This window comes from Helicobacter jaachi (assembly GCF_000763135.2).
GTDB classification, from domain to species: Bacteria; Campylobacterota; Campylobacteria; order Campylobacterales; family Helicobacteraceae; genus Helicobacter_C; species Helicobacter_C jaachi.
The window spans coordinates 1-21,658 of record NZ_JRPR02000013.1 but is presented as its reverse complement, the minus strand read 5'-3'; the positions used below and the strand labels follow the sequence as shown (position 1 = coordinate 21,658).

The window sequence follows — 21,658 nt, the reverse complement described above, 5'->3', positions numbered from 1 at the left end:
AGAGGCGTATAGAAGCCAGATTAAAAACCTGCAAGCGTTTTTCAAAAAAGATGTGAGGCTTATTTCTATGCGCGATTTTGAGCGCTTTTTTGAGCAAAAGCCCAAAAAATATCTAAAAATGATTAATCGCCTGCTAGATGTGGCTAGAGAGCAAAATATCGATGTGCCAAAGCTTAAAAGCGCGCAATTTAGCTTTGCGCAAACACAGGCAAGAGAGATTATGCCCTTTAGTCTAAAAGAAGCGCAATTAATGATACAAAACGCGCAAGGCAGCCTAAAAAACTATCTGTGTGTGGCGTTTTTCACAGGTATGCGTGTGGGCGAGATTTTAGCATTGCGAGAGAGCGATTGCGACTTTGCGCAAAACAAAATCACCATAAACAAAACCTTTGATAGAGGCAAAATCACGCCGCCAAAGACAAAAAGCTCAAATCGCAAAATTGACATGCTGCCTTTAGTGAAAGAGGCTTTAAGCGCGCAAAAGTGCTTAAGCGGCGAGAGGCTTTTTACCCTCTCAAGGGTTGAGCTTACAGGGCTGTATAAGGCTTTGCTGCATAAATGTGGGCTAAAAAATCGCGTGCTTTACAACACGCGCCATAGTTTTGCAAGCATCATGCTAAGTCATGGTGAAGAGCCTTTGTGGGTGGCAGCGATGATGGGGCATAAAAATTTGAATGTAACTTATGAATTTTATGCCAAATTTATACCAAATGAGCGCTTGCGCGCGGGCTTTATTGACTTTAATTTAAATGGAGGTGAGATATGAAAGATGTAAATGTGGAGTTTTTCTGCCCATATTGCGAGTGCGAGAATATCGCTACTTTGCAAGCTCAAAGCGATGTGTATCAGCTTGATGAAGCCATAGAGGCAAAGGGTGCGTGCAAATTTTGCGGGAAAGTGGTGCATTTCACCATAGAAATTAAAGAGGAGGCAGCAAATGTTTAGAAAACTACTAAAATCGCGCAGGAAGCTAGAATCCTTAAAAGCGCAGGTGGAGGATTTACAGGCGCAAAATGAGGCGCTGCAGTGCGCAAATGCGAACTTAACCGAAGAGTTAGAGGAGACACAAAAGGCAAATATGCGACAAGGCGCGCGCATTCAAAAGCAAACGCGCGAGATTTTGAGCCTAAAAAACAAGGGCAAAGATAAGGGCTTTAGCTTTTTTAGCCTTTTATATGAGCAATACAGCCAAGCAAAGCATAAAACTTGGAAGCGCGGTCAGTATATCATCTTAAGGCGTAAGGGTGATAAAAAAATTGGCGCGCGCTTGCATATTTATGAGCGCAGTTTGCAATTCATAAAAGGGCGTGAACGCGTGCGCACGATAAAGATAGAGTATTTATTTGAGAATGATTGGGAGGTGTGCGAATGAGGGCTATCGCGTTGGCTTTTAGCGCCAAAATCCTGCCGCGCAAAGGGCAAAAATCGCAAAAAGTGCTACCAAATGGCGCGATAAAGGGAATGAATGCTAGCTATGACCCTAGATTCTATTTCATAAGCAAAGGTGCAATTTATTTGCGCGCGGGATTTGAGGAGGCGTATAAGAATGGGTTTAACTACAAATTTGTAGATATTGTGAGGGATTTTTGAGCTCACAAGCCCCGTTTTTATCTCAAAGATACTTCCGCGCGAAAGCGCAACACAAGGCGTAAAAACTTTAAAAACTAAACAAGGAGAGAATATGATTTTATCATCAAAACCAGTAAAAAACTACACCAAAATTAGCAATGAAATCATCTGTAACACAAAGCTAAGCGTAAATGCGCGGCTTTGCTTGATTTACATACTTTCATTGCCAGAGAGTTTTAATGTGCATTTAGAGGTTGTTGCCCAAAAGCTTGATATGAGCTTAAGGAGCGTGCAGCGCTGCATAAAAGAGCTTATTGCAGAAAACATCTTGCAAAAAACGCGCCTAAGAGATAAAAACGGCTGCTTTAGCGGGGAAAGCTTGTATGTTTTTGAGATGAGTGAGGACTGCGAGCTAGAGAGCGTAGAAGATTGGCAAATTGAGCGATTAATGGATACAAGTATGCATAATCTTGCTAAAGAGGACTTAGAAGATGTGGCAAGAAATAAGCAAAAAAGTGTGTCCAAAAGTGTGTCTTTTGCCCATAGCTGTGGGAATGAGGCTAAAAAAAGCCCAAAAGATGCGCCAGAAGCGATATTTCAGCCAGACGACAAAAATCCACCTGTGGAGATTTGTCGTCATAATAAGATTATAAATAATATAAACAAGAATAAAAATATATATACGCTCGCGCATGCAAATAAATTGCTCATTTTAGCTTTTCAAGCAGGTAAAAACTTAAAATCTGCACGCACTCATTTTGATTTTGATAGCTTAAAGGCGCTTAATGACGAGCATAAAGCCGCTTTAAGGCAGTTTCTCACCTACCGCGCGCAAAAAGGCAAAATCACGCCGCTCACTAAAGAGCTTATCATCAAAAAGGCTGTTGAGATTGTAAAAAGCGGCGCGGATTTGCAAGCGGTGGTGGAGCAGAGCATTTTAAAAGGCTGGAGCGGGCTTTTTGTGCCAAAAGATGCGCCAAATGCGCCATTTGCGAAGTATTTTAATAAAAATACGCCAAATGTAGGCGCAAAAGGGCAAAATAGCGCGCAAAACTTAGCGCAAAATCAAGCAGCAAATGCGGAGCAAAAGCCGCAGTGGGTGCAGGATAGGGAGAGGAAAGAGAGTATCATCGATAGCTTTTTACAAAGCTTATAAGCGCGTTGGCTTTTTGGTATGAGAAACTTCGTTTTAGCTAAAAACGGCGATGTATCGCGCAAAATATGTTTAATTTTAAAGGAGCAGCATATGTTTATTTTTTTCTTTTCGCAAAAGGGGTTTATCCCCTCCCGTGCGCAGATATACCACGCACCCCTTAACCCCGAAAAAGCCGCCGCTTTTTCGAAAATCTTGGGGAGAGCCGCGCCGCGGAATCCTATGAAAGGAGGAGCTTAAACGCGCAAAGCTTAGTGCTTGCGCCGTATTTTGGAGATAAAATCGTGGTTTGCAAAAACGAGGCGAAGGGAGTTTGCTAAACGCAAATGACCGAGCCGAGTTTGCAGCATCTGCGATTTTAGCCCAAAAGACAAGCAAAAGAAATGATTTTAAAAGAACAAACAGGCACTTTTTACCTCCCCCAACAAACATGGGAGGATATTAAGTTTTTAAGTCAATACTTTGGAATCAGCAAAAGTTGCGTGATAGAGCGCGTTTTGTATGCAAAGGAGAAAGGATATGAGAAAGCCGCACACTACACAAGCAAGAGTAAGAAAAAAGTTTCGCCTAAGGCAAATAAATCATCAAAGGCTAAAAAAATATGCGCGCCAAAGCTCGAAGAATCGCTTTTTGATTACAGAGCTAGAGCAGTATATGAAATGGCTTTCTAGGGTGGATTTGTTTGTGTATGCGAAGCTAAATGAACACAACAAATTTTAGCTTTACGCGATAAATCGCAGATTCTACGCGCGCAACTTCGGTCATTTATGTTTAATAAACTCCCTCGTTTTGCGCTTGAAAGCTGCGATTTCTCATCGCAAATCTAAAATTTTATCGCGTGGGCGCGCCAACAAACGCTTCCCCCTTGCGAAAAAAATTCGAGCCTTGAAAGTTTTTTAGCTAAAAGTGAGAGATTTCTTAAAAGGAGAAAAAATGGAAACAACAAAAAACGAAGTCAAAAGCGATTTTGCTTTGTTTCTAAAAAGCACGCGTGTAGCGTTAAGCGAGTATGAATTAAAGCTTTTGCTTAAGTTTATCGCACACGCACAAAGCGAGCTGTGTGAGGAGCTTTTGTTTGATTTATGCACATTTAGCGCTAAAAAAATCACATTTGTCGATGTGTGCGCGATTTTGCGTAAATTACTCTTAAAAAAAGCGCAAATAAAAGCCGCACGCGCGCAAATTGTAGGCGCAAAAAATTTAAGTGCCTACGAGGAGGGCTACATTTTAGAGCAGTTTTTTTATAAAAAGCTGCTTTTAGAGCATGATATTCAGTGGCTAGAATAAAGCTCGCGCCCTCTTGATAAATTTTAGCTTTACGCGATAAATCACAGATTCTACGCGCGCAAAAAGGTCTTTAGGTTTAAAATTTTAATAAAGGAGCAGCATATGTTTATTTTTTTCTTTTCGCACCACGAAGCAGGCGCGAATCCTATGAAAGGAGGTTGCGAGCCAAACGATTATCGTGCGGCAGGATTTTTGAGCTATTTTTAGGGCTGCGTAAGGAGTGAGTGAGGGAGTTTATTAAACATAAATGACCGAAACGAGCGACTAAGCTCGCTAAAAAAGAGCCAAAAAGCCAACGCAAAAGCAAAAATGTTAGAGCGTGAAATATTACATTCAATGGTGCATTACCCGCACTTCATCGGGGAGTTTTTGAGTGAGGTGAGCCTCAAATGCTTTAGCAAAAAAGGCTTAGAGTGCTTAAATCTTATTAACACATTGCAAGATAAGGGCGCTTTGTCCATAAATAGCTTTGTAGAGAGCCTAAGTGTGGCGCAAAGAAGCGATGAATTTTATATCGAGCTGCTAAGTAGCGCGCCAAATGCGAATTTTTTAAGCTTAAAAGAGAGTTTTATCAAAGCTCACAAGCTTGCCCTGCAGCGTGAAATCGCGCATAAACTACTGCTAGCTAGCGATAATAAAGAGCTTTTAGACATAGATTTGCTCATAAGCTCGGACAAAGATATGCTCGCGTATAAAAATATGAATGAGTGGCTGCATTTTTATGCGCAAAAAGGCGCGGTGGAGAAGTTTAAAAGCGGCATTGCGTTTTTAGATTCTGTATTTGAGGGGGGATTTGAGGGCGCGCAGCTCATACTTATAAGCGGCGAGCCTGAAGCGGGGAAGACAACACTTGGCGTGCAAATCTTAGAATATATGGCAAAAAGCCGCAAAGTGGGCTTTTTCTGCTTTGAATTCACTATCGAGCAGTATCTAAAAGACAAAGATGCTAAGCGCTTTAACTTTGAAAATATGATAATTTTAAATGATGGCTATGAGTTAAGCAGCATCTTGCAAAATATTAAAAATCTCTATCGGCAGGGCGTGAAAGTGTTTTTAATCGATTCGCAAATGCGCATTTCTTCGCCAAATGGGCGCAATATGGAGGAGGAGGAGAGTTTGAAATTCTCTAGCCTTGCGCGACTTTGCCATTCTCTAGGGATTTTGGTGTTTTTAATCGTGCAAACAAGCAAGGGCGATAGAGATAATCCTATGGGCAGCAAAAAAGGCGGGCATGAGGCAAGCATCATCTTGCGCTTAGAGCATAGCGCGGCAAAAAGTGAGATGAGAGAGTTTAATGAAGAAGAGCGCGTTTTGATTTTGAAAAAAAACAAGCAAACAGGCAAGCACTACAAAGAAAAAGTGCGCTTTAACCCCACTTTGCGCCGCTTTGAAAATCTAAGCCGCGAAGTGGAGAGCGATGCGGAGAAGATTAGTTTGGAGGATATTAATAAGCTGCTAAGCTCTTTTAGTTAGAATTTCGCGTAGAAATTGGGCGCGCGGCAAGCTTCTTGGCGCGGATATGATAAAAAAGGAGAGATTATGAAAAAAACAAAGCAAAAGCCTAAAAAGTCCAGCACAGCACTCACTAGCGATTTTAAAAAGGCAAGAAACATTTGTGAAAAAGAGCTTAAAAAACCTCAAGTTTTGGCTGTATTTCAAAGACTAAAAGACAAATGAAATACATAAGCTTAGCACAAGCCTTGATTATTCATGATGATATAATAGAAAAAATTGGAGGCTTGAGCGGTTTTCATAAAGAGGGCATAGGGTTATTGCAAAGCGCGCTTGAGCATGTAAAAAATGATGCATTTTATCCGCAAATGAGTGACAAACTCGCGCATTTGATGTTTGCGTGCATTAAATTTCACCCATTTTGTGATGGCAATAAACGCACTGCTATTTATATGGGAATGCACTTTTTAAGCTTAAATGGTGAAAATATCGAGGGTTTTGCGGAATATATGGAGGATAAAGTGGTGGAAGTGGCTAACTCTACATTAAATAAGGCGCAATTAAGGGCGTATTGTGAGTTTTTTATTGGGGGTAAATCAAATGGAACATTTTAAAGCAAAACTTAACATCATCGATGTCGTGCAGTATTTTATCCCGCTGCGCAAAAAAGGCATAAATCACTTCGCCTCCTGCCCTTTTCATAGTGAGAAAAGCGATAGTTTCTGCGTGAGTGAATTCAAGCAAATGTATCACTGCTTTGGCTGCGGGGAGAGCGGCGATGCGATAAAATTCGTGCAGATGTATAAAAAGATAGATTTTAAAGAGGCTGTGCAGGAGCTGTGCGATATTTTTAACCTCCAAAGCCCTCTAAACCAAACAAGCAAGCACGCAAGCAGCAAATTTAAGGACTTTAGCCAAAAATGCAAGGATTTAAGCGCACGCTTTTATGCAAATTTACAAAAGCGCAAAGATATTCAAAATTATTTATTAAATCGAGGTTTTAATATGCAAACTTGCGCGGCGTATAATATCGGCTTTTGCGAGGGTGTGGAGGATATTTTGCACTTTTTCTCCCCCGCACAGGCGCAAGAAATCGGACTTATAACAAGTTTTGCACAAAATGAACTCTTAAGCGCACAAAATACAGATAAATCCGCGCATAAAGCACAAAATCCCGCGCAAAATATAATAGAATTCGCGCCACTGCCTTTCGCGCCTGCTTCGTGGTGCCAAAACACGGATAAAAGCGCGGCAGCAGTGTCCGCGCGCCGTGTTTTGGCTAGAAGCAGAAACAGCGCGGCTCTCCCCTTGATTGCCGAAAAGAAAAAGCGGCGCTTTTATCTTTTCGGGGCTAAGGGGAGCGGGGAGGGGATAAACCCCTTTTCTTTTTGCGATGAAAAGTTTAAAGAAGTTAACACTAAAAACTTAAGCCAAAATAGCCTAAAAGCCAAAACGCCTTTTAAAAATAGAATTATCATCACACTTTTTAACCGCAATCACCAAGCTATCGGCTTTGTCGGGCGCACTCACCCTTATGCAAACTTTCTCAAAAGCCCTAAATATCTCAACTCAAAAGAGAGTTTTTTATACCAAAAATCGCTCAATCTCTACAATTTTTCACGCGCCAAGCAAGAGATTAGCAAAATGGGCAAAGTGCTAGTGGTGGAGGGATATTTTGATGCGATTGCGGCAAATTTGTTAGGGATAAAAAACTGCGTAGCCACTGGTGGCACGGCGTTTAATGATAAATTTTTAAGCGCGCTTTTAGCATTAAATGCGCAAATTACTTTCCTTTTTGATAGTGATTCTAGCGGGCAGGAGGCAAATTTGCGCGCGTGCGCGGTGTTATTAAAAAATCATATTTATGATGCGCGTGTTTGTGTGATAGAAAATCTAAACGCCAAAGGCACGCGTGTGAAAGATTTAGGCGAAGTGCTAGAGCTAAGGCAAAAGCCGCGTTTTATTTTTCACTCACTGCTTGGCTTTTTTATTCACAAAAACCTTGAGAAATGCGCAAGCCCTGCGCAAAAAGACAGCTTTTTAAACACGCTAAAAGATATGATTATAAAAGAGCAGAACTTTTATCAAAAAGATTATTTAGTGAGTGAGGTTTGCGCGCACACAGGCGTGCCGCGCGAGTATTTTTTAAGCCAAAAAGTCAAAAATACGACACATTTAGGGCAAATGGAGGCATTTTTATGCGCGCTTGTGCAAGATGAGGATAATTACTACATCGCTAAAAATATTTTGCTATTAAAATCGCTCCCGCAAGACATTCAAGCGCCAGTAGCGCAGTATTTGCAGGATAAAACCTTAGGTAGCTTGCAAAAATATGCGTTTTTGGAGCAAAAGGCGGGCTATAATTTTGAATTTGCCATTTATAACCTGCATTTGCGCTACTTTGAGCGCGCGCTCGCACAGGCAAAGGCGCGTAAAGATATTGCGCAGATTCTAAGCGCGCAAGATGAGATTAAGGCACTTAAAAGTCGCCTTTGCGCTAAATTTTAAGCGCGCGTTGGCTTTTACGCGCTTTTGAATGAGTTTGCGCGCGCGCTTCGGTCATTTATATCTCAATAAACTCCCTCGCTTACGCGCTGCACAACATTCAAAATCATCGTAAAATCCTACCGTGCGCATCTTACAATGCCGCGTTGTCTCTTTGTCTCAAAGAAACTTCGTTAAAAACGGCTTCGCAAAGTGTGCGGTCATTTGCGTTTAGCAAATCCCTCGCTTTTGCAAACTACGATTTCTCATCGCAAATCTAAAATTTTATCAAAAATCCCACCGCGCCTTTTTGCATAGCAAAAGCAAGCTTTACGCGCTCTTTCATAAATTTATCCCTAAGACTGCCGCGCGCAAATTTGCCGCGTGATTCTTGCGAAAAAGAAAGCTTAATGCTTCTTTTTTAGCTCTTTATCTTGTTTATAGAGCAAATAGCACACATACAGGCACAAAACGCCGCTCACTATGGCAAAAAAATTTAAGAAAAATTCATTCATCTCTACTCCTATTTTGCAAGATAATGCACCCAGCCATTAAAGCAAGGGAAAAAGCTGTGATAACAAAGCTCTGCGCTCTAAAATCAAAATTCAAAAGCGCAAAAGAGCCATTGACAAAAAGCCAAGCCCAATATTCTTTAGTAATTCTATCATTTTATAGTAACTTCACTAGTGCTACAATCATTCCCCCCACCGCCACTTGCGAAGTGATACACCATTTGATAATATCGGCTTTGCTCTGCTCAATTCGCTCTTGCGCCATAGCTCTATCACTCCGCTTTTTTAGGTTAGATTCTAGCATAAATTTATATTTTTACCCCTTTTATTTTTTTGTTTTGTTTCTAACAATAACAAAAATTTTAAAAGGAGCAAATTATGGCAGGTCAAATAGTGCATAATGTAACGCATTTAGCGATAAGCGAAGTGGATTTGAGCGACTTTAAAGAGGATTTAATCATTCTCCCCGCTTTGGCTGAGCTTATTTCTTTAAGCGTGGAAGTCTTAGAGGTAAGCGATGCTGGAGTGAAACTTGATTTAGGCTTTGAGGGGCAAAGGAGCGTTTTAGCTGATGATGTTGATTTAAGCATTGCGGGCGTAAATGTTTGTAATGTCGCGCTTACACTCTCAAAGGCAGAAGTGTTAAAAGCACAAATCACAGGCACAGCGCAAAAGGGCAAATTTAAAGTAAGATGCCAATATTTCTATCCTAGCACCATACTTATGGAATACGGAGGGCTATAATGAGCAATCCACAAATGCCACAAAATGAGAAGCAAGAGCAACTCAAAGCCTTGCAGGCAGAAATTGAGCAAAATGCGCAAAGCATTGAGCAAGATTTTGCTCGCCTTGCTTCAAAGGAAGTTGATAAAGACCCCGAGCTAGAAAATCTCTTTTTTGAAGATAGAGAGGAGTTTTTCAAAAAAATTCTAAGCCTGCAAAATCAATTTTTGCAAACGCAAATAGGTGATAAACAGGCGCAGGCACAAGAATTAGAGGGAGAAATCGCCTTTGATACACAAATGCAGGATATGCAAGCCGCACAAGATGCTTTTATGCAAAAACACCCTGAAGCGGATATAAACGAGCTTATGGAGTTTTATTTGCAACTGCCTAAAGACATTCAAGCAGAGATGCAGACTCTGCCCCCAGATGAGTTTTTTGAAGCACTGCTAGCATTAAAGCAAGGCAGCCAAAACCCTAAAGAGGACAAAGAGCAGCCAAAAGAGGATTTACCGCAGCAGGTGAGCGGTGTAGGCGCGGATATTACAGATTCTAGTGAGCAAGAGCTCCCCACAACACGATATTAAAATAGAAAGGACAAACAATGGCACAAGCATTACAATGGAATACAATTTCTTTAGAAGGACTCCAAAGCGACCCAAATATTAGCGTGAAAATCGCTACTGAGATTGAGCGCTTATCATGGATTAAAAGCCCATTTGCAAGCTTTGTAGGTAAAGGTGGAGATAGAGGCGTGCGTGTGTTTGAAGTAGAGCAAGAGCAGCCATTTCGACCAAGACTAAAAGCTAAGCTCACAGGCACAGGCGTAGAGGGAAATGCGGACTTTGAGACTAACTATGACCAACTTGAAATCCTCTCTCAAACGGTGTATCCGCGAGTAGTTGGCAATTCTTTGCGCTCTCCTATCAAACAATATAGCAAAATGCAGCATATTGACTTTGTGCGCGAGGCTACAGATAGTTTAGGCGAGTGGATACAAGATAGACGCGATAAAAATATTGTCGCAGCCATCACAAATGACTTTACTAATGTCGTAGTGGCAGATAGCACAAATGGCTATAAAGATACTACAAATGAAAGAAATGTGCAAAGCGCCACTAAAAAAATCGTAGCGGGCGATGTGATGAATGTTAAGATGATTCGCCGCGCTATTTTTATGGCGCGCGCGGGCGTGAATTTCAAAAATAAAGAATCTTTCCCGCTAAAACCCATAAAAAGCGATGTGATAAGCGAAGGCAACATCTCTATCATTCATAATTCTTATATTGTTTTATTAGATTCTTTCCAAGCAGACCAGCTAAGAAGCGATAAAGAATGGATTGAGATGCAAAAGTATGCAGGCGATAGAGGCGATAAAAATCGACTCTTTAGCGGACTTTTGGGCTTTATAGATGGCTGCGTGGTGCTAGATATGAATGTATGGACTTCTATGCAAGTAGGTATGCTAAACACTGATATAAGCGATGAGGAATATAAAGCGCATATTAATCCGCAAAACTTTAGCAAGGTAACACCACCTAGCTATTATGCTGATGCGCAGCCTCTAAGCTTTGGCGCGCTTATAGGCTCAAATGCTGTAGTTATGGTAGGTGGAGAAAAACCTGTGTTTTATATCGATGATAAGCAAGATGCAGGGCGTAAAACCACTATCGGCGCAGATAGATTGCTAGCTATTGCAAAAGGACGCTTTGATGCGTTTGAAAGCGGCTCGCTCACACCTTTTAGCGGGCAGGATTTTGCAGTAATTGGGCTTGTGTCAAGTAAAGAATAGTCACGCGGCAAGCTTGCTTGCAAAGCCGCGCGAGTAAAAGAAAAAAGGATTTATATGCTCATTGTTGAAAAAATAAAAGAAATTGATGCGTTGCTTGCAGAATTAAAAGCGCTCCAAGAGAGCGCGCAAAATGAGCATTTTAAAGCGTATGAGACAAAATTTAACACCCTAGCACAAACTTTAAAATCTAGCATCACCCAAAGCCGCGATACTTTGTATAAAGAGCTTAGCACAAATCTTATCGCGCAAAATAAAACCCTAGAAGCAGAGCTAGCTAAAAACCAAAAAACGCAGCTAGAGCAGGCAAAAAACACACTTGATACGGATATAAAAAACACGCTAAAGAGCCATTTTGCAAAAGAAATTAGCGCGCTAAAGACAAAATTAGAAACCAGCATTGCCCAAGATGCAAAAAAAGAGCTAAAAGATGAAATAAGTGAGCAAATTACTACCGATAAGACTTTTAAAAAAGATATTTTAGCGCGTTTTGATTTTAAAGAAGAGCTAAAAACGCTAGATTTAAGCGCGCAAATACCGCTAGATAAGCTAAAAGTGGATTTAAAAGCGCTAAGTGCGCATATTTTAAGTGCAAATAGCTTTGATACACTTTCAAAAGAGCTAAAAAAAGAGCTTGAGAGCGCCATAGTGGCGCATTTAATAAATTTTATAGAAAAACAAGAAGCTTTAAGTGAGAGTATCAAACACATTCAAGCGCAGCAAGCCAAAAGCATCTTTAAAGAGGCTCTAGCACAAAATGATTTGATTAAAGAGCGCTATGAGTTTGCCCTGTATTTGCAAAGCATGAAATTTTTAAGCACTGAGAAGCTTTTAAGCGATATTGCACAAGAAATTTTTGAAAGATTGCATAAGCCTAAGCCTAAGCCTAAGCCACCTATTCAAGGCAAGAAACATAATATTTTGGTTGTGAAATAATGAACGATAGAGAATTCTTAAAGCGTTTGCAAAGTATTGAGGACGCACTTTTTAGCAGCGGATTTTTGCGCCAAGTGCGCGAATATAACTTTAGTGCTAGCGATTTAGCACAAATCCAAGTCCAACTCGCGCAAGTAGCTACACAAACAGCACTTTCCTTGCAAGAGCTTGATTATAAAAAGCAGCAAATCGCCCTAGAGCAAGAAAAAACGCGCCAAGAGTTAGAAATGAGCATCTCGCGCCAAAGAATGGAGAACACAAAGCTAAATAGCGAAGCCATAGCCGCAGCCATACAAGCAGAATCCATAAAAAGAAGCGTAGTAGATAATGCAAGCATTAATAAATCAAACGCACTGGTGCAGTATTTTAATGTCGCTATGAATGCTATTGCGAATAATTCTGCTAATCTTAACGCAGGCAGCACGCTAGAGCATATTTCTACTAAAGTTTTAGGCGAGATTGAAAAGATTAATACCACGCCCTTAAACACGGATTTTGATGAAGCATTGCAAGATTTGCTTGATAAGACTTTAAAGCTAAAGGGCGATATTTTTGGCAATAAACAAGTGGCTATCATCGCGCCTAAGACTTCTTTGTCGGTGGGAGAGGCGGTTACGCTTTTGGGGGTGAGTATCTTTGGCGATAATGAATGCGAGTTTATTAATGGCGCAGAGGTGGTAAAAAGTAAGTTTTTAGTTTTTAGAAGCGAAAAAGATGGGGATTTTCCCATCATTTTCCAAGCAAAAAACGCCAAAGGCGAGTGGATAGCTGATAATATCACTCTAAAAGTGAGCGCAAAGCCCACAGAGTGGATAAAAACCAATATGACAAAGGGCGAGCGATGAGCGTATATCAATATAAAACAACACCAGAATCTATAGCCGCAGGTCAAGCTATGCTAGATAAACGATATGATGAGACTATAGATGCACTTAATAACACTTCTAGCGCGCAAATAGAGCAAATAGAAGCAGAAAGAGCGGGCGAGCTAGAACAAAAAGAAAAAGATGATGCGTATGATGATGCGGCGAGTGATTTCTCAAGCGCGGTGGAAACGAATTCTAAAGATGTAAGCTACGCGCTAAATAACCCAGAAGAGCAGCAGCAGCTGCAAGATTTGCCACAAACTCCACTTGCCTATGGCGCAGATACGCAAGAAGGTGGAGGGTATAAGAAGTTTAGAAACACAGGCGTGCATTATTTTGATTCTAAACAAAAGCTAAGCCTTTATGATGCGTGGGTAGCTAAGAGTTTAGGACTAAATGTCTCTTTTGTGCATCAAAAAATCGATATGAAGTTAGATAATAAGACTAGAAACACAGATTTAAGCCGCACAAATAGGAATTTTATAGCCGCTAATAAAAGCGCATATAACCTCTCTCGCGCTCTTTTGGGTATGCTAAGCTTTAAAAAGGGCAAATACCAAAGAGGTGTGGCAGAGATGATTAATAAAGCCACAGGCGGCGCGATAAAAATGGGCGATAATTTAGAGTATTTTTTATCAAACAAGCGCGATTATGAAAACACTTACGCAGGCGTGCTTTCTGGTAGATATTCAGGTGATAATGGCAGAGAGGTAACCGATAAAGGCTTAGAGCGCGCTAGAGAGGGGCTAAAAACATTTGATAGCGGCAAGCAATTTATCGCCAACACCATAACTTCGCTAGATAAAATTTTAAGCGATATGGCTTTGGAGCGCGATACTTACGCGAGTGTAGGCGGTGATGCGCAAATGAGTGATGTGCATAATCGTGAGATTACAAAGCTAAAGCGCTTAAGGCAAGAATTACAAAGCCTTGATGGTGATAATCCTAATGAAAAGAGCATTTTTGCTATATCTGCGCTATTAAAAGCGCATATCAATTAAAAAGGAGTTAAAATGATAAGTGCTTTAAGCGCAAGCGGTGTGAGCGCGGGAGCGGATTTACTTAATGCAGGCGTGGGAATATATAACGCGTGGGCTTCAAATAAGCTAGGCAAAAAGCAAATAAAGCTTGCCGAGCAGTCTCTAGCGGAGCAGCAAGCGCAAAACAAGTGGGAGCGCGAGAAATACACAAGCACGCTTAATAACCAACAAGAGGGGATAAACGCGCTTGGTAAGAGCTTTGAGGCGCTCTCTGCAAATGCTGCTACGCCGCAAAATCCACCATCGGCGACAAATACGGCGCAAAGTAACACTTTAAGCGCGCCTGTGCAAAATACACAAAACACACAAGCGACAAATATACAAAGTCCAGCGCTTGCGCCAAATATACCGCAAAATGTGCCACAAAAGCAAACGCAAGGCGCACCAAAAACTATAGAGCAGCCTTTGCCTACGGAGCGTTATTGATGCGTGCAGTTAGAAATGATTTAGGGCTAGATGTAGATTTCACACTTTTAGATGCCTACTCGCGCGTGATTGCCACTTTTAGCGTGAGCAAAGATAAAAGCGCGCGCTTACCTATTTTTAAGCCAAGAGAATATTTGGTGGATTCACGCGCGCAGCATTATTATATTTACGCGGGTGAGGGAGAAATAAAATTAAGTGAGTGCAAGAAATACTATGATTTAAGGCATATTGACATAAAAGAGCTTGATTACTACTGCCAAAAGGGTAAATTTAAGCCCAAAACCTGCCATAAACAAGCCATAAAGGACTTTTGTGAGATTTTTGAGATAAATGCGCATAAGGGCTGCTATTTTATTGTGCCTGCGCATTTTGAGGAGGTGGAGTATGCACTGCTGTATGGGAATAGCACTTGCCTGCGCGCTTATTTTTAAGCGCTTTTTGGCTAAAAACGGCGATGTGTTCGCAAAGTGTTCGGTCATTTATGTTTAATAAACTCCCTTCACACTTTGCTCCAAAGCCCCGTTTTTATCTCAAAAATCTTGCCGCGTGCAAGCTTGCCGCGCGCATCTTGCACAAATGAGCAAAGCCCATTTGTGCGCCTAAAGTATAAAGTTATAGCTGCTTACGCATCTATCAACTTATTTTTTAAGGTTTTCGCGTTGGCTTTTTGGCTATTTTTGGCGAGTTTGGTCGCTCGTTTCGGTCATTTGCGTTTAGCAAACTCCCTCACTCACGCCCTGCACAGCCCCAAAAATAGCTCAAAACGAAGTTTCTTTAGTAAAAATCCTACCGCGCGCATTTGCTTTCGCGCCTGCTTCGTGGTGCCAAAACACGGATAAAAGCGCGGCAGCAGTGTCCGCGCGCCGTGTTTTGGCTAGAAGCAGAAACAGCGCGGCTCTCCCCTTGATTGCCGAAAAGAAAAAGCGGCGCTTTTATCTTTTCGGGGCTAAGGGGAGCGGGGAGGGGATAAACCCCTTTTCTTTTTGCGATGAAAAGTTTAAAGAAATTAGCAAATCTCAAGAAGTGAAAACTAAAAGTGAGCCTGCCACGCGAAATCCTGCCGCGTGACGGCACGCTAGTTCAAAACTAACGCAGCATTTTTAATATAGCTCTCTAACCCCTTAGTTTTGCAAAAAGCAAGTGTATCACGCACTTTTTGCAAGGTGAGCAAAAATGCCCTTTGTCCCGCGCTCTCATGTCCGTGTAAATGGGGAGTAGTGAAAGCAACTTGCCCGCTTTGGCTTATAAAAGTGATATATTTTCCTAAAGTCTGATAATGCATATAAAGCATAGCTCCTGTTTGGCTAGCGCCCTGCATTTGTGGCACTTTGCGTATGTAAAAGCTCAAAAAATACATAAAAAACGCGCTAAAATCATTAAAACTTTTAGTCGCGTAAGAAAAATGCGCCCTATTTACATACCTTATCTCATCTTGATAATAAATGCCCTCAAATTTATCATATTTTTCTATCACCCACAGCATTTTTTCAAAATGAAAGTCCTTAAAAATACCCATTTGGACATATTCTGCAGGGCTTAGGGCGTTAAAATATTCCCTCACACTCTCTCCGTTTAAAATCTCTACATACGCCTGCTGCCACTGCTCCCCGCATGCTTCTATAATCTCCCACTTTTCTTGCTCATTTTTGTCTGTAAGCTTCTCTAAAGCCCTAAACATCACTAGATTTTCAAAATCCTCCTTTGGGCTGCTTTGGCTAAAATCATCTTGTGGCAAAGCAGGTGGCGCAAAAGATGATACAGGAATGCTTTTTAAAAAAACATTTTGCGCATTTTTATTGTGCTTTTTACTATAAAGAAGTCCTTTAGCGCGCAGGGCTTTATTATAATCGCGCGCACGATTTATCACATCTTTACTCTGCACATATACTTCATACTGCTCGGCAAATACATCATAATCGCTCTCATACACAATTTGCAGCCACTCCCCTACATGCGCATAAGTGTAAAAATTGCCGCTTGCATCTTGCTTTTCACTGGTGGCAAGATACGCGCTTAAAAGCCCATAGCCCTCTAAAATGCGCGCGTTTTCATTATTAAGCCAATTTTGTTTATATTCAATATCGGGGTTTAGCTCTGTAATAGAATCTAGTGGTATTTGCGGATTTATCTTTGCATTAAAGCCCTCATTCCCGCCTAAATCATAGTGCGCGCGGTTTTGGGTTTGATTATCTAAGCCTTCATACGCGCTTTTTTTATTATCATTTGCAAAGGCAAAGCTAGGATTATACGCGCGCGTAGGCGAAAAGCGCTCACTACTCGCGCTATGGCGCTTATACAAACTGCCATTTGCATAAGCCTCATAGCCTTGAAAAATGCTCATTTTGCCCGATTGTTTATCGAGCTTAGATTCTAGCTGCCGATTATAATAGTTGCTTGAAGTTTGCATGGCATAGGTTTTGTGATTTAGCCCTGTGATTTTACGCTCATTAAGCTTTTGAATGATGTAATTTATCATATCATATATCTCTTTTAATACCCACACACACGCTGCACCAAAGCCACCCGGATTTAACCAACTTAGAGCTAAAGCCGCGCTTAGTTTGGTGAGAAACTCACTTACTTTACGCTTTGGGAATAAATCCATAACATAAGAAGTAGCCAAACGCGCATCAATGCTCGCTTTAGCTTTGGTAAAAGTATCTAACCCAAATTGTGTGATAATAAATTGCGAGCCATTAAAGGAGATGATGCCTGTGGTGTGTGAGAGATGTTTTTGCTTTAAAATACTTAAAAAACGCTCTTTATTTGTATGATATTCATTTAATTCCTGTGCGCTTGGCGTGTAAGTCACTGCCTTTTCATACAAAGGCAAAATAAGCTTATAACTTCGCACTATTTTTTGCGCGCCTGCAAAATACTCGCGCTCTAGCTTAAATTTCAAGCGATAGTATCTGCTGCCATTAAAGTAGCTAAAAATCTTTGAAGCCATTAATTTTTGGCATACAGTGAAGCCATAGAGGGGCTATCTTGGTCATTGTTTTGTATGCTTTGTATGGCTGTGCCTCTCTCTTTTTTTGCGCTAAAGGCTTGTGACATATTTTGTGTAGTATTTGGCTCTTGCGCGGCTTGCGCACTCTCTCTCCCCGCACCCTCTGGACTTTGTTTAAAAGTCTTTTTTACACCTTCCCACGCAGTTTTTACGCCGCTATGCACATAATCGCTTAAGCTTTTATACTCTGTTTCTCCCATACCGCGCTCTTTAAAGTAAGCATCTCTATCTTTTGCAAGCCTTTCTTCTACTTCGTGAGCTTTTAAGCCTTTATCCATATACGCATAGCGTTTGCCCATCTCGTTTTGATTCCATTCTTGCGCGATTTGCGCGTTTTTTTGATTTTGCAATTCTTGAGCTTTGAGTTTGCGCTCCTCGCTTTTTTGAAAAGCATCGCTAATATGCTGGAGATTTTGGGCATTATTTTGTTTTAAAAACTCTAAAGTAGAGATAAGATTGCTGTAATTTTGGGCAGTAGAGGCTTGATTTCCTAAAGATTGTAAGATATTGCTCATTTTTAGCCTTTAAAGCTACCCTTTTTAGGGTAGCGGAGGTTTATGCTAGCCTTATTAAGGCTAGGAGGTGATAATATGTAAAATCTCACCCTTTTAAAAGGGGTAAAACTTTAGCTCTATCTTGCTTACCCCTTTAAAAATTATAAAAAATCCTCTATTTTATGCTTTATTTTGCACAAGGCGGTGTTTATGTTATTAGCAGATTCGCAAAGATTTGGCAGATTTAATTTTGACAAAGCAGAGCAAGAGTATGGCTCAAGCAATGAGACAAAAAACGATGTCGTGAAGTATCTGCGGGGGTTAAATACTGATATAGACTGGGAGAGTTTAGATTCTAAAGCGCAAGATGATGCGCAAGTTTATGATTTTTTAAAGGCAGATAATACTTTTAAAATCCACACAGCCGACCCCAATGCGCCTATAAAAAGATATACTAAAACAGAGGCAAAAGCCGCACTAGAATCATTTAATAAAGAGGGCGAGGAGCAAAGCCTTTTAGATACTGCAAAGCTTAAAGGTTCTATGATTTTAGACCAACTTACAGGCTATCAAACACAGGCTCTACAAGATGAGATACAAAAGGCTAAAGTTGTGGAGCAAAAGCTTAAAGACGCAGGGCTAAAGGCTAATGAATTTGAAAGCAAAAGACTAGTAGATGCAAAATATGCGCAAAAAAATATTCTAAGCAATCTTTTTGACACCATAACAGATGTGCCAAAAAGGCTAGTGGGCGCAGAGGTGGCACAAGAAACAGAGTGGAATGAAGCCCTAGAGCGGGATAAAACCTTTAAAAAACTAGCCAAAGCGTTCATGAAAGGAGAAGATTTAGACAAAATAGCACTCTCAAAAGCAGACAAAGCCAATATCGAGGATAGATTAGGCTTTGTATCAAGCTGGTGGAGGAATAACTCACAAAAAGAGCAAATTGAGCTTTTCTTAGACTTAGTGAATGCTGATAACGCCACTACGGAGTTTGTAAAAGCTAGCAAAATGATGGAAAATGTGCTAAAAAATCATCAATTTTTTGGGCTTTTATCAAGTGCGGAAACGCCAAAGGAGAAGCGTGATGAAATGCTAAAAGACTTTGAAGTAGTCGCTAGTCATCTAGGCTTTGATGAAATAGCTTTTAACCAAAGCGGGCTGTATTTTATAAAAGATGGCAAGCCTTTCAAGGTAGAGGAGAATTTCAATGAGAGCCTGCTTAATGCGCTAAATAATAATAAAGGCTCTCTCGCACTAGGTATCGCAGGAGCAGCTAGAGGAGCTAAAAGTCTAAACTTTCCTAAAATGGTAGTAGGAGGTGCTAGCGGCGCGTTTTTGGGTGGGACTTTAGATTCATTACTTACTGATGTATTTTTGGATAAAGATTTTGATATTGCTCAAGCGCTGCTGCATGGCGCGCAAGAGAGTGCGCTAAATATCGCAGGTGATGCCGTGTTTAAGGTGGCTGGCACAACTTTTAAGGCTGTAAAAAACGCAGGGCTAAAGGGTTTAGCTAAAACTGGTGATAGTATTTTAAACTACACACCGCTTGTTGGCTTTCTTAAACGCGCAAAAGATGGCAATAAAGCCGCTGCGGATAAGCTTTTAAATCATTCAGTGGATAAAGAGCAAGTGGAGAGTTTAGAGGCACTCTTTAGGGAGTTTGGCGGAGATTTTAGCTTTGCGGGTGAGGCAAAGACAAATACCCTCAAAGCTCAAATTGCGCAAAAGTTTGGCGCAGATTCATTTATGAGTAAGGGCGCAAATGCCTTTATAGACACTTTTACTTTGAGTGATAGCAGAAATGCGCAAAAAAACTTTATTAGAGCCATACGCGCCGATGAGAGCGGGAATCTGCTCGCATTTCTCACCGAAGCGGCAAATGCAAGCCCTGTGGCAAATAATCATTTAAGAACTTTGCTCAATAAAACCACGCAAAACCTCCACACACAGCTGCGCGCGCTAAATTTTGATGCAAAAGATATAAGAGAGGTTTATACAAATCTCGCCACACAGACAAAAATGGATTATGCAAATGTTATGGAAAATATTTTGGGTAAAATCTATGATGATTCTTACAAGGTGGTGCTTTCACGCGGCAATGCTACAGGCGCAGAAAATATGCTAGAGAGCGGTTCCAAAGCGCTAGATTTTGAGCAGGTGCGCTCAATTATTGATTCTAGCGCGCAAAAAGGGCGCGATATGGCGGTGATAGATGATAAAGACTTAAGTGCTGAAGTGGTGAATTATATTCACAAAAATCGTAAAAATATTGCTCTTGGTAAGGTAGATGAAAGCCTTGCGCGTGATTTGGGCTTTAAATATCCGCAAGATGTGCGCTTAACTCTTAGTAGTGATAGTATATCGCATATTATAAATAGGCATGGGCAAGGGAGTAAGTTGGCAAATAATGGGCAAAAACCTGTCCATTATGCCGACATAGCAAAATATAAGCACTACACAGGGGTAAATGCTGATAGAATTGTTATTAAAAAAGACAAAAAGGGTAATGATGTAGTTGTGAGCGGTAAGCAAATTAATGGCTATGCCGTGATTGTGGAGCAGGTAAAAAAGCAAAACAACGAGCTAGGCTTAAAAACTATGTATTTTGAAAAAGGAGATGTGTTTAAATCAAGCGCATTCGACAACCCAACGCGCGAGATAAACCCGCGCGCGCTAAGCCACTTAGGTTACGAGCCTAAACCTAACTTCGATGGGTTCTCTACGAATGCGGGCGGGGATTCTGCCATAAATTTGACTAAAAATCAAGAAGGCTATGACTATTTTAGAAAAACGCTTAATGATGAGGGAGTGTTGCCAGAGGAGGGCGCGGCGTTTTTGAAATTTGTAGAGCAAAATATTTATAATCCTAAAGGCGTTACTTTTAAGCAGCTGCATAATGCGCAAAAAACGCTAAATGCCTACTACAGGGAGACTAGAGACCCTAACTTTAAACATCATATAAAAAATGCCATTGAGGGGTTTTTGCGCGATGATATAAAAAGAGGCATTGAGCAAATTTTTGCGCTAAATAAAGGCGCGTATGAGGACGCTAAAACACTTTTTGAGACAAGTTTAAGCGATTATGGCAAGATGAAAGAGGCACTGCGTTTAGTAGATAGGCTAAAACTGCGCGATGAGGGCATTACGCAAGCTAAGGCTATGGATAATTTACTTAAATTCCTAAGCGGTCAAGGCGATGGTTCTATCCCAAATATCCAAAAGCTTACCCAACACCTCCCCAAAGAGCAAAAAACTAATGTAGAGCTAAGCATTTTATACGCGCTTTTTGAGCAGAGCATCAAAAATATCGGGCAGGATATGAAAATTTTTGACTCAAGTGAGTTTTTCAAGCGCTTAGAGCAAATACAGGGCTTTGAGACTAAAAGCGCGCAGGATTTTATCGATATTTCAAAATCATTTCACACGCTTTTTAAAAACGACTTTGCCATTGCTAAATCTTTGAAAGAAGCCACTACACAAAGGCTCTCAAGCTCGATTGCTACAACTTTAGAGGGTGCTGTGAAGTTTCAGCTCATAAAAGAGCTTTTTAGCACGATTGTGAGACTTATGCCGCATATTCCATTTGCTAAAGGCTTTAATGAAAAGGTGCAGGGCGCGGCTCTGCGCTATCATATCAAAAAAGCGCTAGAAGATAGCATTTCTGTGAATGAATTTAAGCTAAATCTCAAAGCCAAAGCCTTAAATCCGCATTTAAACACGCCTACAAAGCAGCTTTTGGATAATTTTTTGACCCAAACTGCCCGCGCGCAAGATGAGATTATAAGCGCGGGCGAGAGGGCGAGTTTGGGCGATTTGACAGAATCTGTGGAATCTAGGGCTTTAGAATCTAGTGCGACAAAGCAAGGCGCGCGCGTGGAATCTGTAGAATCTAGTGCTTTAGAATCTAGCGC

Annotated in this window: 23 protein-coding genes; 20 read left to right on the top strand and 3 right to left on the bottom strand. The window is 41.0% G+C overall.

Annotated elements, in window-relative coordinates; all coding sequences use genetic code 11:
* The 11 genes from LS71_RS08915 to LS71_RS08870 all read left to right on the top strand — a co-directional run.
* Positions 1 to 766: site-specific integrase (locus LS71_RS08915; RefSeq protein WP_138109923.1), on the top strand; the 766-nt coding region annotated here is incomplete at its 5' end.
* Positions 763 to 945: a hypothetical protein gene (locus LS71_RS08910; protein ID WP_138109922.1), complete on the top strand. Its 183-nt coding sequence runs from the start codon at positions 763 to 765 to the stop codon at positions 943 to 945. The genes LS71_RS08915 and LS71_RS08910, both read left to right, overlap by 4 nt.
* Entirely contained in the window at positions 938 to 1,372 is a 435-nt protein-coding gene (locus LS71_RS08905) for a hypothetical protein (protein ID WP_034356758.1), read from the top strand. Before LS71_RS08910 ends, LS71_RS08905 begins: the two co-directional genes overlap by 8 nt.
* Positions 1,369 to 1,590, top strand: coding sequence for a hypothetical protein (locus LS71_RS08900; RefSeq protein ID WP_034356755.1), 222 nt, complete (start codon positions 1,369 to 1,371; stop codon positions 1,588 to 1,590). Before LS71_RS08905 ends, LS71_RS08900 begins: the two co-directional genes overlap by 4 nt.
* Positions 1,591 to 1,681: 91 nt before the next feature.
* On the top strand, positions 1,682 to 2,725 hold the full coding sequence (locus LS71_RS08895; protein WP_034356751.1) for a hypothetical protein: 1,044 nt from the start codon (positions 1,682 to 1,684) through the stop codon (positions 2,723 to 2,725).
* 380 nt (positions 2,726 to 3,105) lie between these two features.
* Positions 3,106 to 3,393 (top strand): hypothetical protein, encoded by a 288-nt coding sequence (locus LS71_RS08890; RefSeq protein ID WP_034356750.1) that lies wholly within the window; start codon positions 3,106 to 3,108, stop codon positions 3,391 to 3,393.
* A gap of 262 nt (positions 3,394 to 3,655) precedes the next feature.
* On the top strand, positions 3,656 to 4,009 hold the full coding sequence (locus tag LS71_RS08885; protein WP_034356748.1) for a hypothetical protein: 354 nt from the start codon (positions 3,656 to 3,658) through the stop codon (positions 4,007 to 4,009).
* Between the two features lie 309 nt (positions 4,010 to 4,318).
* A complete protein-coding gene (locus tag LS71_RS08880; RefSeq protein ID WP_034356746.1) occupies positions 4,319 to 5,482 on the top strand; it encodes an RAD55 family ATPase in 1,164 nt (387 codons plus the stop codon).
* Between the two features lie 66 nt (positions 5,483 to 5,548).
* Complete coding sequence (locus tag LS71_RS09510) at positions 5,549 to 5,686, top strand: hypothetical protein (RefSeq protein WP_194145692.1); 138 nt, start codon at positions 5,549 to 5,551, stop codon at positions 5,684 to 5,686.
* The gene (locus LS71_RS08875) at positions 5,683 to 6,075 is read left to right on the top strand and encodes a type II toxin-antitoxin system death-on-curing family toxin (RefSeq protein ID WP_034356742.1); all 393 of its coding nucleotides are present in this window, start codon (positions 5,683 to 5,685) and stop codon (positions 6,073 to 6,075) included. Before LS71_RS09510 ends, LS71_RS08875 begins: the two co-directional genes overlap by 4 nt.
* Positions 6,035 to 7,969, top strand: coding sequence for a CHC2 zinc finger domain-containing protein (locus LS71_RS08870; RefSeq protein ID WP_138109921.1), 1,935 nt, complete (start codon positions 6,035 to 6,037; stop codon positions 7,967 to 7,969). Before LS71_RS08875 ends, LS71_RS08870 begins: the two co-directional genes overlap by 41 nt.
* A gap of 645 nt (positions 7,970 to 8,614) precedes the next feature.
* Here LS71_RS08870 and LS71_RS09505 read toward each other — a convergent pair.
* Complete coding sequence (locus LS71_RS09505; RefSeq protein WP_194145691.1) at positions 8,615 to 8,761, bottom strand: hypothetical protein; 147 nt, start codon at positions 8,759 to 8,761, stop codon at positions 8,615 to 8,617.
* A 74-nt stretch (positions 8,762 to 8,835) separates the two neighbouring features.
* Between LS71_RS09505 and LS71_RS08865 the strand changes: the two genes are divergently transcribed.
* The 8 genes from LS71_RS08865 to LS71_RS08830 are packed head-to-tail and all read left to right on the top strand — an operon-like array spanning position 8,836 to position 14,668.
* On the top strand, positions 8,836 to 9,201 hold the full coding sequence (locus LS71_RS08865) for a hypothetical protein (RefSeq protein ID WP_138109920.1): 366 nt from the start codon (positions 8,836 to 8,838) through the stop codon (positions 9,199 to 9,201).
* Complete coding sequence (locus LS71_RS08860; protein ID WP_034356842.1) at positions 9,201 to 9,767, top strand: hypothetical protein; 567 nt, start codon at positions 9,201 to 9,203, stop codon at positions 9,765 to 9,767. Before LS71_RS08865 ends, LS71_RS08860 begins: the two co-directional genes overlap by 1 nt.
* Before the next feature lie 17 nt (positions 9,768 to 9,784).
* Positions 9,785 to 10,972, top strand: a complete 1,188-nt coding sequence (locus LS71_RS08855) for a phage capsid family protein (RefSeq protein WP_034356839.1) — start codon at positions 9,785 to 9,787, stop codon at positions 10,970 to 10,972.
* A gap of 54 nt (positions 10,973 to 11,026) precedes the next feature.
* Complete coding sequence (locus LS71_RS08850; RefSeq protein WP_034356836.1) at positions 11,027 to 11,905, top strand: hypothetical protein; 879 nt, start codon at positions 11,027 to 11,029, stop codon at positions 11,903 to 11,905.
* On the top strand, positions 11,905 to 12,750 hold the full coding sequence (locus LS71_RS08845) for a hypothetical protein (RefSeq protein WP_034356833.1): 846 nt from the start codon (positions 11,905 to 11,907) through the stop codon (positions 12,748 to 12,750). Before LS71_RS08850 ends, LS71_RS08845 begins: the two co-directional genes overlap by 1 nt.
* Positions 12,714 to 13,772, top strand: coding sequence for a hypothetical protein (locus tag LS71_RS08840; protein WP_194145690.1), 1,059 nt, complete (start codon positions 12,714 to 12,716; stop codon positions 13,770 to 13,772). Before LS71_RS08845 ends, LS71_RS08840 begins: the two co-directional genes overlap by 37 nt.
* A 12-nt stretch (positions 13,773 to 13,784) precedes the next feature.
* The gene (locus LS71_RS08835; protein ID WP_034356829.1) at positions 13,785 to 14,237 is read left to right on the top strand and encodes a hypothetical protein; all 453 of its coding nucleotides are present in this window, start codon (positions 13,785 to 13,787) and stop codon (positions 14,235 to 14,237) included.
* Positions 14,237 to 14,668, top strand: a complete 432-nt coding sequence (locus LS71_RS08830) for a hypothetical protein (RefSeq protein ID WP_138109919.1) — start codon at positions 14,237 to 14,239, stop codon at positions 14,666 to 14,668. The genes LS71_RS08835 and LS71_RS08830 overlap by 1 nt, the downstream gene beginning before the upstream one ends.
* A 644-nt stretch (positions 14,669 to 15,312) precedes the next feature.
* Here LS71_RS08830 and LS71_RS08825 read toward each other — a convergent pair.
* Complete coding sequence (locus LS71_RS08825) at positions 15,313 to 17,187, bottom strand: hypothetical protein (protein WP_034356773.1); 1,875 nt, start codon at positions 17,185 to 17,187, stop codon at positions 15,313 to 15,315.
* A complete protein-coding gene (locus LS71_RS08820; RefSeq protein ID WP_034356770.1) occupies positions 17,187 to 17,762 on the bottom strand; it encodes a hypothetical protein in 576 nt (191 codons plus the stop codon). Before LS71_RS08820 ends, LS71_RS08825 begins: the two co-directional genes overlap by 1 nt.
* Positions 17,763 to 17,951: 189 nt before the next feature.
* Between LS71_RS08820 and LS71_RS08815 the strand changes: the two genes are divergently transcribed.
* Positions 17,952 to 21,658 (top strand): PBECR3 domain-containing polyvalent protein (locus LS71_RS08815; protein WP_476702755.1); only part of this gene is annotated, 3,707 nt, incomplete at its 3' end.